Consider the following 12,262-nt stretch of genomic DNA (forward strand, 5'->3'; position numbering starts at 1 on the left):
TGCCCAACATGTCGCAGGAAGACCGGGGCGTGCTGCGTCTCGGTGACAAGACCACGCGGTGCCCTCGGTGCGGTGAAATGGGCGTCATTGCCGAAGGATCACAGATCTTCAAGTGGTATGACATTCCCACTGCGCTGGATGGCGCGCGTATCCAGTGTGGCTGTCCGCCAGGCAGCAATCGCTTGATCGCCATAGCGGGTTCACCTCCGGCGGGTACCGCCCCGGCAGCCTCGCCTCGTAGTGCGAGCACTCCAACCAGTGCACAACCCGCCGCCCAACCGGCTGCCCCTGCGCGTTCGGCCTCACCCTCATCGTGGACTGGAACGCCAGTGCGTCCGAGCACTGAAGACAACCAGCCCGTCGAGCCCGGTTTCTACATCGTGCCGAAGTCCATCAACCGACGTGCGCTCGAAGCCGAACTGTTCGGTGATGCCCCTTCGCCAGACGTGCTGCGCAAGTTTCATGGCCTGAACGGCAGTCTCGGAGATGACATCGTGAAGGCGGGGCAACTGGTCGTTCTCAGTGATCCGCGTAACTCCATGTGTATGCGGGAGGAAGCGCACTTGATGCAGGCGGCCGAGGAAGTGGCTGAAGTGTTGAAGGCGCTGACGCCGGAAGACGCGGATTTCATGACCGAGCATCAAGCTCAAATTGCTTCAATTCTTGGAAGCGTGTCGACTTGGGCAGGGGTTGCTACTGCCGGCATGGAAAAGCATCTGGATGACATCACTCGATCATTACAACGTCTCGAAGCTCTGCATGCTGATACCTATCGCACATATGGTCGTCTCAACGTGCCTGAGTTTTTCGCAAAGCGAACAGCAATTCTGGCGGAGCTGGACGGTACGTTGCTGAGCTCTGCCAAGGCCCGTAGTTTTCTTTCTCTAGGCAACCATTCAACACTAAAGAAATCCCTGCGCATTTCTAGCAAAAGCCTTGTTCATCACTGGAAAAAGGCGGGTGGCCCAGGGCCAATTCCTGGTTATTCGAGCTATATTGAAAGTGTTTCCAGAGCAACGACATACATGAAATATGGTGGTTATCTGGCAATTGGCATTGGTGGAATATCTTCGATTCTCACAATCAAGCAGGCGTGTGAAACCGGCTCGACAAAAGAGTGCACGAAGGTTGCGATAACGGAAAGCTTGAAGTTTTCCGGGATGTCAGCGGGCGGGATCTACGGAGCAAGCCTCGGGGTGCAGGAAAGTGCTTTTGTTTGCTACAAACTTTCGAAGGACCCAAGAAAGTTCTCAGTTTGTACCATCGCAGTGGTTGCAGCTTCGTCCTACTGGGGAGCCGAGCTTGGTGCGCATTTGGGAGAGGCGGTTGGAGAGAGTACCGTCAAGGGAGGGGAGGTTATTCATGACCTTTTCCTTTATGACTGACCCCAGACTTTGGGAAGCGCTGTTCATGATAGGCATGATGTTAGGGATTCCTGTCACATTCATCATCGCCTTCACCTATCGGGTAAAAATAACCAGAAAGTATCTGAAGGACATGATGGCGGAAATAAAGAGCAGCCCGGATTTGACTGCGCTTATGAAAACCTATGACTTCAGGTTTTCGAAGCGGATTTTCATTCCGGGTCTTCTGCACGGTGCAGTGACTCAAACCAGATTTGTCTCTATTGGCCTGATCTCTGTGGAAGATGCCAAGAATTTTCCTGAGCACTTCAGACGTCTGCTCGCCAAGGACGCTCGCCTGCAACGAATCGGCATTGGATGGTTCCTCGTCGCTGGCCTGCTCGCCTACATCAGTTGAGCCAGTCAGCCAAAAACGGAAAGGGCCGCAATAGCGGCCCTTTCCGTTCAATTTTCCGGCATTTCAGAACGCCAGCTTGTACCCGATCAAAAACAACATCCCCGCCAGGCAAGGCCGCAACACGCTATCCGAAATCCGCCCGGTCAGATGGCTGCCGATATAGATCCCCGGCAACGACCCCAGCAGCAGATAGCCCAGCAACGACCAGTCCATGTTGCCCATGCTCGCATGCCCCAACCCGGCAACCAGGGTCAGCGGCACGGCGTGGGCAATCTCGGTACCCACCAGACGGCGGGTCACCAGGTACGGATACAGCAGGAACAGCGCCACGGTACCCAGCGCACCGGCACCGATGGACGTCAGGGAAACCATCACCCCCAGCACGACACCAGTAATCACGGTCAGCACATTCAGGCTGCGCCCGCTCAGGTGATAACGGTCACCCGCATGCTTGCTGGCGAAGGCCTGCAGGCGGGATTTGAAGAGGATTGCCAGCGCGGTGAGGATCAGCACCACCGCCAGGCCCTGCTTGATGATGGCGTTGAGCGCTGCGGTGTCGGTGTGCAGGGTGCTGAGGAACCACAGGGTTGCCGCCGCCGCGGGCACGCTGCCCAGCGCCAGCCAGCCGGTGATGGCCCAGTCGATGTTCTTCTGCTTGCCGTGGACCCAGACGCCACTGGCCTTGGTGATGGCCGCGTAGAGCAGGTCGGTGCCCACTGCCGTTGCGGGGTTGATGCCGAACCAGAGCAGGATCGGGGTCATCAGCGAGCCGCCGCCGACGCCGGTCATGCCGACGATGAATCCTACAACCAGACCAGCAATGGTGAAGCCAAACGAACCTACATCCATACGTTACCTGACACGCTCTTGATCGACGGGGCCGGCGCAGCATAACGGATGTTTTTATGCCCAAATATATTTGTATCGAATTAGCTTATAACCGATATCGATTCGATCTATGCACGCGTAAAGCTCAGGTGATGTGGAGGGTGCAACGAAGAGGGGTCAGGCGGCCCCCTGCGGGGCCACCAGGTTCAGGTGCAACAGCGGGAAGGGTTCACTCTGGCCATCCAGTTCCGAGCGCCCGGTGACGTGGAAACCCTGGTGCAGGTAGAAGCCCACCGCCTGTGGGTTCTGTTCGTTGACATCGACTTCGCTGACGCCCAGCTCGGCGATCGCATGGGCCAGCAGCGCCTTGCCCACGCCGGTTCCGCGCCGGGCCGGATCGATGAAGAGCATTTCCAGCTTGCCCTCGTGTACCCCGGCGAAACCCAGCAGGGCGCCCGTCGCGTCGCGGGCGGCGCGCAGTTCCACCGCAGCCAGGTAGTCATTGAGGATCAGCGGGCGCAGCCGCTCGATATGCGCCTCGGGCAGGAAGTCGTGGGTGGCTCGCACCGAGGCTTCCCAGAGCGTGGTCAACGCCGGGTACTCGTCGGCGGCGACGGGGGTGATGGTCAGGTTCATCAGCATGCAGTCCTTTGTTTTCGGGAATGAAGCTGGCGATTTTACGCATTCTTTATGCGCCATGCGCCGACTCGGTCTCGTCCCTTTACAGCCCCTGAACGGAAAATTTTCCTACGCGGCACCTGGCCGCTGGACGGAGATTTCTGATGAGCATTCTGGACGGGGTGTCACTGCTCTTGGCGGTGGCGTTGTTTGTGTACCTGATGATGGCGCTGCTGCGCGCCGATCGCGGCTAGGAGCGGCCATGCAAAGTTACGATTACGCGTTGCTGCTGGCGTTCTTCGCCCTGGTGCTGTTGCCAGCGCCGTGGCTGGGACGCTTCTACTACAAGGTGATGGAAGGCCAGCGCACCTGGCTGAGCCCGGTCCTCGGCCCGCTGGAGCGCGGCTGCTACCGCATCGCCGGGGTCGATGCCGACAAGGAGCAAAGCTGGAAGCAGTACGCCCTGGCGTTGCTGGTCTTCAACCTCGCCGGTTTCCTCTTCCTGTTCGCCGTGCTGCGCCTGCAGGCCTACCTGCCGCTGAACCCGCAGCACCTGCCCGGCCAGGAATGGTCGCTGGCGTTCAACACCGCGGTCAGCTTCATGACCAACACCAACTGGCAGTCCTACAGCGGCGAAGCGTCCCTCAGCTACCTGAGCCAGATGATCGGCCTGACCGTGCAGAACTTCGTCAGCGCCGCCACCGGCCTGGCCGTGCTGGTCGCCCTGTGCCGCGGCATCGCCCGGCGCAGCGCCGGCACCCTGGGCAATTTCTGGGTCGACATGACCCGGGCCACCCTCTATGGCTTGCTGCCGCTGTGCCTGCTGCTGGCGCTGGTCCTGGTGTGGCAGGGCGTGCCGCAGACCTTCAGCGACTACGTGCACGCCGTCACCCTGCAGGGCGCCGACCAGGTCATTCCCCTCGGTCCGGCCGCCAGCCAGATCGCCATCAAGCAACTGGGCACCAACGGCGGTGGCTTCTTCGGCGTCAACTCGGCCCATCCGTTCGAGAACCCCACGGCGTGGAGCAACCTCTTCGAAGTGGCATCGATCATCCTTATCCCGGTAGCCCTGGTGTTCACCTTCGGCCACTACGTGAAGGACATGCGCCAGAGCCGCGCGATCATCGCCGGCATGCTCGCCCTGTTCCTCATCGGCGGTGCCACCGCGCTGTGGGCCGAGTACCAGCCCAACCCGGCGCTGAGCAATCCGCAGGTGCAGCAGGGCGCGCCGCTGGAGGGCAAGGAGAGCCGCTTCGGCACCACCGGCAGCGTGCTCTGGACGGTCACCACCACCGCCGCCTCCAACGGCTCGGTGAACGCCATGCACGACAGCCTCAACCCGCTCACCGGCATGGTGGCGCTGGTCAACATGATGGTCGGCGAAGTGATCTTCGGCGGTGTGGGCGCGGGCCTGTACGGCATGCTCCTGAACGTGCTGATCGCGGTGTTCCTCGCCGGCCTGATGATCGGCCGCACCCCGGAATACCTGGGCAAGAAACTCCAGGCGCGGGAAGTGCAACTGCTGGTCGCGACGCTGCTGGTGATGCCGGTCGGCGTGCTGATCCTCGGTGCCCTGGCCACCTCCCTGCCGGGCCCGGCGGCCAGCGTCAGCAACCCCGGTGCCCATGGCTTCAGCCAACTGCTTTACGCCTACACCTCGGCCAGCGCCAACAACGGCTCGGCTTTCGCCGGCCTGGGCGCCAACACCACCTTCCACAACCTGATGATCGGCCTGGGCATGTTGATCGGCCGCTTCGGCTACATCCTCCCGGTCCTGGCCCTGGCCGGCAGCCTGGCGCTGAAGAAGACCGCGCCGGTGGGGCAGGCCAGTTTCCCGACCCACGGCCCGCTGTTCGTCACCCTGCTGGTGGTCACCATCCTGCTGGTGAGCGGCCTGACTTTCCTCCCGGCGCTGGCCCTCGGCCCGATCGCCGAACACCTGGCCCTGGGCTTCTAAGGAGCGACACATGAACATGCCGATTCGCGACGTGAAAACGGCAACGAGCAACACTGCCAGGACGTCGTTCGCTGCCTTGTGGCGGCCAGCGCTGCTGCAGGCCTTCGTCAAGCTCGATCCGCGCCAGCTCAAGCGCGCGCCGGTGATGCTGGTGGTGGAACTCACTGCCATCTTCACCACTGTGCTGTGCCTGCTGCCCGACAACGCGGTGCCCACCGGCGTCGCCGTGCAGATCGCCCTGTGGCTGTGGTTCACCGTGCTCTTCGCCAACTTCGCCGAAGCCCTCGCCGAGGGCCGCGGCAAGGCCCGCGCCGACAGCCTCAAGGCCGGCAACCAGGGCCTGACCGCACGCCGTCGCACGGCGTCCGGCGGCTTCGAGGTGGTAGCCGCCACCGCCCTGCGCAAGGGTGACGTGGTGCGGGTTGAAGCCGGCGAGATGATTCCCGGCGACGGCGAGGTGATCGAAGGCATCGCCGCGGTCAACGAAGCGGCGATCACCGGTGAGTCCGCGCCGGTGATCCGCGAGTCCGGCGGCGACCGCTCGGCAGTCACCGGCAGCACCCGGCTGGTCTCCGACTGGCTGCTGGTGCGCATCACCAGCAATCCCGGCGAGTCGACCCTCGACCGCATGATCGCCCTGGTGGAAGGCGCCAGGCGGCAGAAGACGCCGAACGAGATCGCCCTCGACATCCTGCTGATCGGCCTGACCCTGATCTTCCTCGTGGTGGTGGTGACCCTGCAGCCGTTCGCCCATTTCGCGGGCGGCGCGATCCCCACGGTGTTCCTCGTCGCCCTGCTGGTGACCCTGATCCCCACCACCATCGGCGGCCTGCTCTCGGCCATCGGCATCGCCGGCATGGACCGCCTGGTGCGCCTCAACGTCATCGCCCGCTCCGGCCGCGCGGTGGAAGCTGCCGGTGACGTGCACGTGCTGATGCTCGACAAGACCGGCACCATCACCTTCGGTAACCGCCGTTGCAGTGCGGTCTACGCCGCCCCGGGCATCACTGCGCGGGAGCTGGCCGAAGGTGCCTTGCTCGCCTCGCTGGCCGATGACACCGCCGAAGGCAAGTCCATCGTCGAGTACCTGCGCCAGTTGCATGACTTCGTCGAGCCCGAGGCCAGCCAGCTGGTGCCGGTGGCGTTCAGTGCCGAGACGCGCCTGTCCGGCGTCGACTTCGGCCCGCGTCGCTACCGCAAGGGCGCGGTGGATTCGCTGCTGGCCTTCGTCGGCATGCAGCGCCTGGACATGCCGGCGCCGCTGGCCCGCGAAGTGGACAAGATCGCCCAGAGCGGCGGCACCCCGCTGCTGGTCTGCGTGGACAAGCGCCTGCTCGGCGTGATCCACCTCAAGGACGTGGTCAAGCCGGGCATCCGCGAGCGTTTCGCCGAGCTGCGCAAGCTGGGCATCCGCACCGTCATGGTCACCGGCGACAACCCGCTGACCGCCGCCGCCATCGCTGCCGAGGCCGGTGTCGACGACGTGCTCGCCGAAGCCACGCCGGAGAAGAAGCTGGCGCGCATCCGCCAGGAGCAGGACGACGGCCGCCTGGTGGCCATGTGTGGCGACGGCGCCAACGACGCCCCGGCGCTGGCCCAGGCCGATGTCGGCATGGCCATGAACGACGGCACCCAGGCGGCGCGGGAGGCGGCCAACATGGTCGATCTCGACAGCGACCCGACCAAGCTGCTGGATGTGGTCCAGGTCGGCAAGGAACTGCTGGTGACCCGTGGCGCGTTGACCACCTTCTCCATCGCCAACGACGTGGCCAAGTACTTCGCCATCCTCCCGGCGCTGTTCGCCGCGATCTATCCGCAACTGGGCGTGCTCAACCTGATGGGGCTGGCCAGCCCGCAGAGCGCCATCGTCTCGGCGATCGTGTTCAACGCCCTGATCATCGTCGTGCTGATTCCCCTGGCCCTGCGCGGGGTGCGGGTCAAGGCGGCCAGCGCGGCCCATCTGCTGCGACGCAACCTGCTGATCTACGGCCTCGGCGGCCTGCTGGTGCCGTTCGCCGGGATCAAGCTGATCGACCTGCTGCTCAACGCCCTGCAACTGGTGTGAACTGGAGTACATGAACATGACGACCCATCTTCGTCCGGCCCTGAGCCTGCTGCTGTTGATGACCCTGGTGACCGGCGTGGTCTATCCGCTGGCGGTGACCGGGATCGCCCAGGTGGCCTTCCCGGATCAGGCCAACGGCAGCCTGCTGCGTGACGACCAGGGCCAGGTGCGCGGTTCGCGCCTGATCGCCCAGCCCTTCAGTGGCGACGCCTGGTTCCAGTCGCGGCCCTCGGCCGCCGACTACGCCACGGTGTCCAGCGGCGCGAGCAACCTGGCACCGAGCAATCCGGCGCTGGCCCAGCGCATCGGCGACAGCGCCGGCGTGCTGTACAGAGAGGCCGAGGGTCCGGTGCCGCTGGCGCTGCTGACCACCTCCGGCAGCGGTCTCGATCCGCACCTGTCGCCGGCCGCAGTGGCCTACCAGCTGCCGCGGGTGGCGGCGGCGCGACAAATCCCGCAACAGACGTTGCAAGGACTGGTGGCGCAGTCCACCCTGCAACCGCTGGTGGGCCCGCCGGTGGTGAATATCCTCGCCCTCAATGCGGCTCTCGACCGCCTTGCCCCTCTGCCGAAATAAGGACACGACCCGACCATGAGTGATTCCCAGCGCGCCGATGCGTTGTTGGCCGAGCTGCCGCGCCAGGGGCGCGGCCGGCTCAAGGTGTTTCTCGGCGCAGCGCCAGGGGTGGGCAAGACCTACGCCATGCTGCAGGCCGCCCACACCCGTCTGCGCCACGGCGTGCGGGTGCTGGCGGGGGTAGTGGAGACCCACGGTCGCAGCGAGACCGAAGCCTTGCTCGGCGGCATCCCGCAGCAGCCGCTGGTGCGCTCGGAATACCGTGGCGTGCTGCTCGAAGAGATGGACCTCGACGGCCTGCTCAAGGCCGCCCCGGAACTGGCGCTGGTGGACGAACTGGCCCACAGCAACGCGCCGGGCAGCCGCCACAGCAAGCGTTGGCAGGATGTACAGGAACTGCTGGCGGCGGGGATCGACGTCTACACCACGGTCAACGTCCAGCACCTGGAAAGCCTCAACGACCATGTCCGCGGCATCACCGGCGTGCAGGTGCGCGAGACCCTGCCGGACTGGGTCCTGCAGGAAGCCTTCGAACTGGTGCTGATCGACCTGCCGCCGCGGGAACTGCTGGAGCGCCTGCGCGACGGCAAGGTCTACGTGCCCGAGCAGGCGCGGGCGGCGATCGATGCCTTCTTCACCCAGACCAACCTCACCGCCCTGCGCGAGCTGGCGATGCAGACTGCGGCCGCGCAAGTGGATGCCGATCTTGCCCACGGCTACCGCCGCCTCGGCCAGGACGCCCCGGCCCTGCGCGGACGGCTGCTGGTGGGGGTGGACGGCGATGCCCAGGCCGAGCGCCTGGTGCGTCATGCCAGCCGCGTGGCCCAGCGCCGCCACCTGCCGTGGAGCCTGGTGCACGTGGACAACGGCAAGCTGCGCGACGAAACCGCGCGGCAACGCCTGCAGGCGGCCCAGCAACTGGCCGAGCGCCTGGGCGGCGAGGTGGTGGTGCTGCGTGCCGGGGAAGTGGCGCGCACGCTGATCCAGCACGCCGCCGAACGCCGGGCCAGCCTGGTGCTGGTGGGGCAGTCGCGGGATCGCCTGCGCCGGCGACTGTTCGGCGCCGGGGTGGCGACACGCCTGCTGCGCGAGGCCCATGGCCTGGAAATCAACGTGCTGGACCGCGACGAGCAACCGGAGCCGGCACGGGTCGCCGCGTCCGGCGAATGGGTCTGGCGCCACTACGCCCTGGCGCTGGCCGCGACGCTGCTGGCCACCGGCCTGGCCTCGGCGGTGGCCAGGGTGATGGATCTGCCGAACATCTCCCTGGTGTTCCTCGCCGCCGTGCTGCTGGTGGCGGTGCGCAGCAGCATCGGTCCGGCCCTGGCCTGCGCGGCGCTGTCGTTCCTTGCCTACGACTTCCTGTTCATCCCGCCGAATTTCTCCTTCGCCATCCAGCGCGAGGAAGACGTGCTCACCTCGCTGTTCTTCCTGCTCATGGCGGTGCTCACCGGCAACCTCGCCGCGCGCCAGCGCCGGCAACTCAAGGCCCTGCGCGAGACCCAGGAGCAGACCGGGCAACTGCTCGAACTCAGTCGCCGCCTGACCGCCGCTACCGACCGTCAGGCGGTGCTCAGTGCCGCTGGCCAGCACCTGGAGAACTGGCCCGAGGTGCAGGCCTGCCTGCTCGACCGCGATGCCGAGGGGCGCCTGCAAGTGGCCTTCGGCGGCGAGCTGCAATTCAGCGACAACGAACGTGCGGCGGTGCAATGGGCCTGGCAGCACGACCAGGAAGCGGGGCAGGGTAGTGACACGCTGCCCAACGGTCGCTGGTGGTGGTGGCCGCTGTCCGGGGAAGAGGGGCCGCTGGCGTTGCTCGGCGTGCGTGCCCGTGACGACGAGAGCCTGCCCGCGCAGCGTCGGCGCCTGCTCAAGTCGCTGAGCCAGCCTCTGGCCCAGGCCCTGGCCCGGGCGCGCCTGGCCGACCAGCTGGAAGCGGCGCGCCTGCACGGTGAGACCGAGCAACTGCGTAGTGCCTTGCTCGCCTCGGTGTCCCACGACCTGCGCACGCCGCTGACCGCCATGCGCGGCAGCATCGACAGCCTGCTGGCCCTCGGCGACGCGATCCCCGCCGAAGACCGCCGCGAGCTGCTGGAAGGCACCCGCGATGAAGCCGAGCGCCTCGATCGCTATATCCAGAACCTGCTGGACATGACCCGCCTCGGCCACGGCGGCCTCAAGCTGGCGCGGGACTGGGTGGCGCCGGCGGATATCGTCGGCAGCGCCCTGAACCGCCTGCGCGTGGTGCTGGCGCCGTTGCAACTGCACACCGAGGTGCCGGCCGAGCTGCCGTTGCTGTACGTGCATGCGGCGCTGATCGAGCAGGCGCTGATCAACGTGCTGGAAAACGCCGCGCGCTTCTCGCCGGCCAACGGGCACCTGGAGTTGCGCGTCGTGGTCGAGGGCGAGCTGCTGTGCTTTGCCGTCGCCGACGAAGGCCCGGGCATCGCCCCGGCGGATCGCGAGCGCATCTTCGACATGTTCTACACCGCCGCCCGTGGCGATCGCGGCGGGCAGGGCACGGGCCTGGGCCTGGCCATCTGCCGCGGCATGATCGGTGCCCATGGCGGGCATATCCGCGTCGAGGACGGGCTGGCTGGTCGTGGCACCTGCATCACACTATGCTTGCCGCTGCCGGCCCAACCCGAAGTGGAAAGCGAGACCCCATGAGCCAGACCGCGACCGTGCTGGTCGTCGACGACGAACCGCAGATCCGTAAGTTCCTGCGCATCAGCCTGGTGTCCCAGGGCTACAAGGTGCTGGAGGCGGGCACCGGTACCGAGGGCTTGAGCCAGGCCGCGCTGTCCCGTCCCGACCTGGTGGTGCTCGACCTGGGCCTGCCGGACATGGATGGCCAGGACGTGCTGCGCGAGCTGCGGGAATGGAGCGCGGTGCCGGTCATGGTGCTGTCGGTGCGCGCCAGCGAGGCGCAGAAGGTCCAGGCCCTGGATGGCGGGGCGAACGACTACGTGACCAAGCCGTTCGGCATCCAGGAGTTCCTCGCCCGGGTGCGCGCGCTGTTGCGCCAGGTGCCGCAGGCGACCACGCCCGAGGCGGCGCTCGCCTTCGGCCCGCTGACCGTGGACCTGGCCTATCGGCGGGTACTGCTGGACGGCGTGGAAGTGGCGCTGACCCGCAAGGAGTACGCGCTGTTGGCGCAACTGGCGCGGCACCCGGGCCGGGTGATCACCCAGCAGCAGTTGCTCAAGGACATCTGGGGCCCGACCCACGTGGATGACAGCCATTACCTGCGTATCGTCGTGGCGCATGTGCGGCAGAAACTGGGGGATGACCCGACGGCGCCGCGGTTCATCGTCACCGAGCCGGGGGTGGGCTATCGGTTGATCGGGCAGGATTGAATCTCTCAGGCCGACCGCGCGGTCAGCGCTTCTCCCCCTCATGGTTGTCCAGCGTATCCCGGGCAATCTCCCGCCCCAGGGCGATCAGCTCGGGTGCCTTGTAGAACTCGAAGAAGCGGCACACCCGCTTCGGCACGTTGATCAGCACGTCCGGCGGATAGCCGGCGATCTTGTACTGCGCCAGGGACGTCTGCATCACCTCGAAGCTCTGGTTGATCAGGTCCAGCAACGACGCCGGCCCGACATTGTCGACGATGAACGAGCCGGTGGCCGAGCGCGGCGCGCCGTCGCTTTCCGGCGCCGCCGAGGGTTGCTGGGCCTTGGGGCTGGCCGCGTCCGCCAGCCACGGATTGGGCGCTGGCACGGGTTCGCTGGCCAGTTCCTGTTCCAGCACCAGCTCCTTTTCCAGCCCCAGCAGCGCCTCGGCCTGCTTGCGCCGGAACGGCAGGTGCGAGCCCAGCGAACTGATCAGGCTGTCGAAGCGCATCTTGAATGCTGCCGGTCGCTCGATTACCGGCAGCACGTACTGCTTCTGGTTGGTGGCGTTGAGGTTGACCGCGATGATCAGGTCGCAGTGGCTGGACACCACCGGGATGATCGGCAGCGGATTGAGGATGCCGCCATCCACCAGGGTGCGGTTGCCCTGGACCACCGGGGTGAACAGGCTGGGAATCGCCGCCGAGGCACGCATGGCCTGGTGCAGGCAGCCTTCCTGGAACCAGATTTCCTGCTGGTTGGTCAGGTCGGTGGCCACCGCCGTGTAGGGAATGCGCAACTGTTCGATATTGATCTCGCCGACGATCTTGCGGATCTGCCCGAAGACCTTTTCGCCGCGGATCGCGCCCAGGCGAAAGCTCACGTCCACCAGGCGCAGCACATCCAGGTAGTCCAGGCTCTCGATCCAGTTGCGGTACTCGTCCAGCTTGCCGGCGGCGTAGATCCCGCCGATCACCGCGCCCATGGAGCAGCCGGCGATGCAGGAAATCTCGTAGCCGCGCCGTTCGATTTCCTCGATCACGCCGATATGCGCATACCCCCGGGCACCGCCCGAGCCCAACACCAGTGCCACGCGTTTTTTCATGAGGTCGACCCCTGTC

The 12,262-nt window shown here is 65.7% G+C and carries 11 protein-coding genes; 8 read left to right on the forward strand and 3 right to left on the reverse strand.

The features are described from left to right. On the forward strand, positions 1 to 1,385 hold a 1,385-nt coding region (locus V0R59_RS25750; RefSeq protein ID WP_330105846.1), incomplete at its 5' end, for a PAAR domain-containing protein. Further along, positions 1,363 to 1,761: a hypothetical protein gene (locus tag V0R59_RS25755; protein ID WP_330074676.1), complete on the forward strand. Its 399-nt coding sequence runs from the start codon at positions 1,363 to 1,365 to the stop codon at positions 1,759 to 1,761. The genes V0R59_RS25750 and V0R59_RS25755, both read left to right, overlap by 23 nt. 63 nt (positions 1,762 to 1,824) lie before the next feature. On the opposite strand, the gene V0R59_RS25760 is transcribed toward V0R59_RS25755, so the two are convergent. Further along, positions 1,825 to 2,610, reverse strand: coding sequence for a sulfite exporter TauE/SafE family protein (locus V0R59_RS25760; protein WP_330074677.1), 786 nt, complete (start codon positions 2,608 to 2,610; stop codon positions 1,825 to 1,827). Between the two features lie 156 nt (positions 2,611 to 2,766). Beyond that, positions 2,767 to 3,225, reverse strand: a complete 459-nt coding sequence (locus V0R59_RS25765) for a GNAT family N-acetyltransferase (RefSeq protein WP_330074678.1) — start codon at positions 3,223 to 3,225, stop codon at positions 2,767 to 2,769. A 146-nt stretch (positions 3,226 to 3,371) separates the two neighbouring features. Here V0R59_RS25765 and kdpF point away from each other — a divergent pair, with 146 nt between their 5' ends. From kdpF to V0R59_RS25795, 6 genes are read left to right on the forward strand one after another with little or no spacing between them, the layout of a single operon-like run. Then, on the forward strand, positions 3,372 to 3,461 hold the full coding sequence (gene kdpF / locus V0R59_RS25770; protein WP_330074679.1) for a K(+)-transporting ATPase subunit F: 90 nt from the start codon (positions 3,372 to 3,374) through the stop codon (positions 3,459 to 3,461). An 8-nt stretch (positions 3,462 to 3,469) separates the two neighbouring features. After that, positions 3,470 to 5,164, forward strand: coding sequence for a potassium-transporting ATPase subunit KdpA (gene kdpA / locus V0R59_RS25775; protein WP_330074680.1), 1,695 nt, complete (start codon positions 3,470 to 3,472; stop codon positions 5,162 to 5,164). Between the two features lie 10 nt (positions 5,165 to 5,174). Beyond that, complete coding sequence (gene kdpB, locus V0R59_RS25780) at positions 5,175 to 7,229, forward strand: potassium-transporting ATPase subunit KdpB (protein ID WP_330074681.1); 2,055 nt, start codon at positions 5,175 to 5,177, stop codon at positions 7,227 to 7,229. Positions 7,230 to 7,245: 16 nt separating this feature from the next. Continuing rightward, entirely contained in the window at positions 7,246 to 7,806 is a 561-nt protein-coding gene (kdpC, locus tag V0R59_RS25785; protein WP_330074682.1) for a potassium-transporting ATPase subunit KdpC, read from the forward strand. Positions 7,807 to 7,821: 15 nt separating this feature from the next. Next, positions 7,822 to 10,476 (forward strand): sensor histidine kinase KdpD, encoded by a 2,655-nt coding sequence (locus V0R59_RS25790; protein ID WP_330074683.1) that lies wholly within the window; start codon positions 7,822 to 7,824, stop codon positions 10,474 to 10,476. Continuing rightward, positions 10,473 to 11,165, forward strand: coding sequence for a response regulator (locus tag V0R59_RS25795; RefSeq protein WP_330074684.1), 693 nt, complete (start codon positions 10,473 to 10,475; stop codon positions 11,163 to 11,165). The genes V0R59_RS25790 and V0R59_RS25795 overlap by 4 nt, the downstream gene beginning before the upstream one ends. A 22-nt stretch (positions 11,166 to 11,187) precedes the next feature. On the opposite strand, the gene V0R59_RS25800 is transcribed toward V0R59_RS25795, so the two are convergent. Continuing rightward, positions 11,188 to 12,246, reverse strand: a complete 1,059-nt coding sequence (locus V0R59_RS25800; protein ID WP_330074685.1) for a patatin-like phospholipase family protein — start codon at positions 12,244 to 12,246, stop codon at positions 11,188 to 11,190. Positions 12,247 to 12,262 lie beyond the last annotated feature (16 nt).

The sequence above is a fragment of the Pseudomonas ulcerans genome (genome assembly GCF_036324125.1).
GTDB classification, from domain to species: domain Bacteria; phylum Pseudomonadota; class Gammaproteobacteria; order Pseudomonadales; family Pseudomonadaceae; genus Aquipseudomonas; species Aquipseudomonas ulcerans.

Coding starts and splice junctions, on each gene's coding strand:
- V0R59_RS25755 (WP_330074676.1), top strand. CDS start 1,363: ATGACCTTTTCCTTTATGACTGACCCCAGACTTTGGGAAGCGCTGTTC.
- V0R59_RS25760 (WP_330074677.1), bottom strand. CDS start 2,610: ATGGATGTAGGTTCGTTTGGCTTCACCATTGCTGGTCTGGTTGTAGGA.
- V0R59_RS25765 (WP_330074678.1), bottom strand. CDS start 3,225: ATGAACCTGACCATCACCCCCGTCGCCGCCGACGAGTACCCGGCGTTG.
- kdpF (WP_330074679.1), top strand. CDS start 3,372: ATGAGCATTCTGGACGGGGTGTCACTGCTCTTGGCGGTGGCGTTGTTT.
- kdpA (WP_330074680.1), top strand. CDS start 3,470: ATGCAAAGTTACGATTACGCGTTGCTGCTGGCGTTCTTCGCCCTGGTG.
- kdpB (WP_330074681.1), top strand. CDS start 5,175: ATGAACATGCCGATTCGCGACGTGAAAACGGCAACGAGCAACACTGCC.
- kdpC (WP_330074682.1), top strand. CDS start 7,246: ATGACGACCCATCTTCGTCCGGCCCTGAGCCTGCTGCTGTTGATGACC.
- V0R59_RS25790 (WP_330074683.1), top strand. CDS start 7,822: ATGAGTGATTCCCAGCGCGCCGATGCGTTGTTGGCCGAGCTGCCGCGC.
- V0R59_RS25795 (WP_330074684.1), top strand. CDS start 10,473: ATGAGCCAGACCGCGACCGTGCTGGTCGTCGACGACGAACCGCAGATC.
- V0R59_RS25800 (WP_330074685.1), bottom strand. CDS start 12,246: ATGAAAAAACGCGTGGCACTGGTGTTGGGCTCGGGCGGTGCCCGGGGG.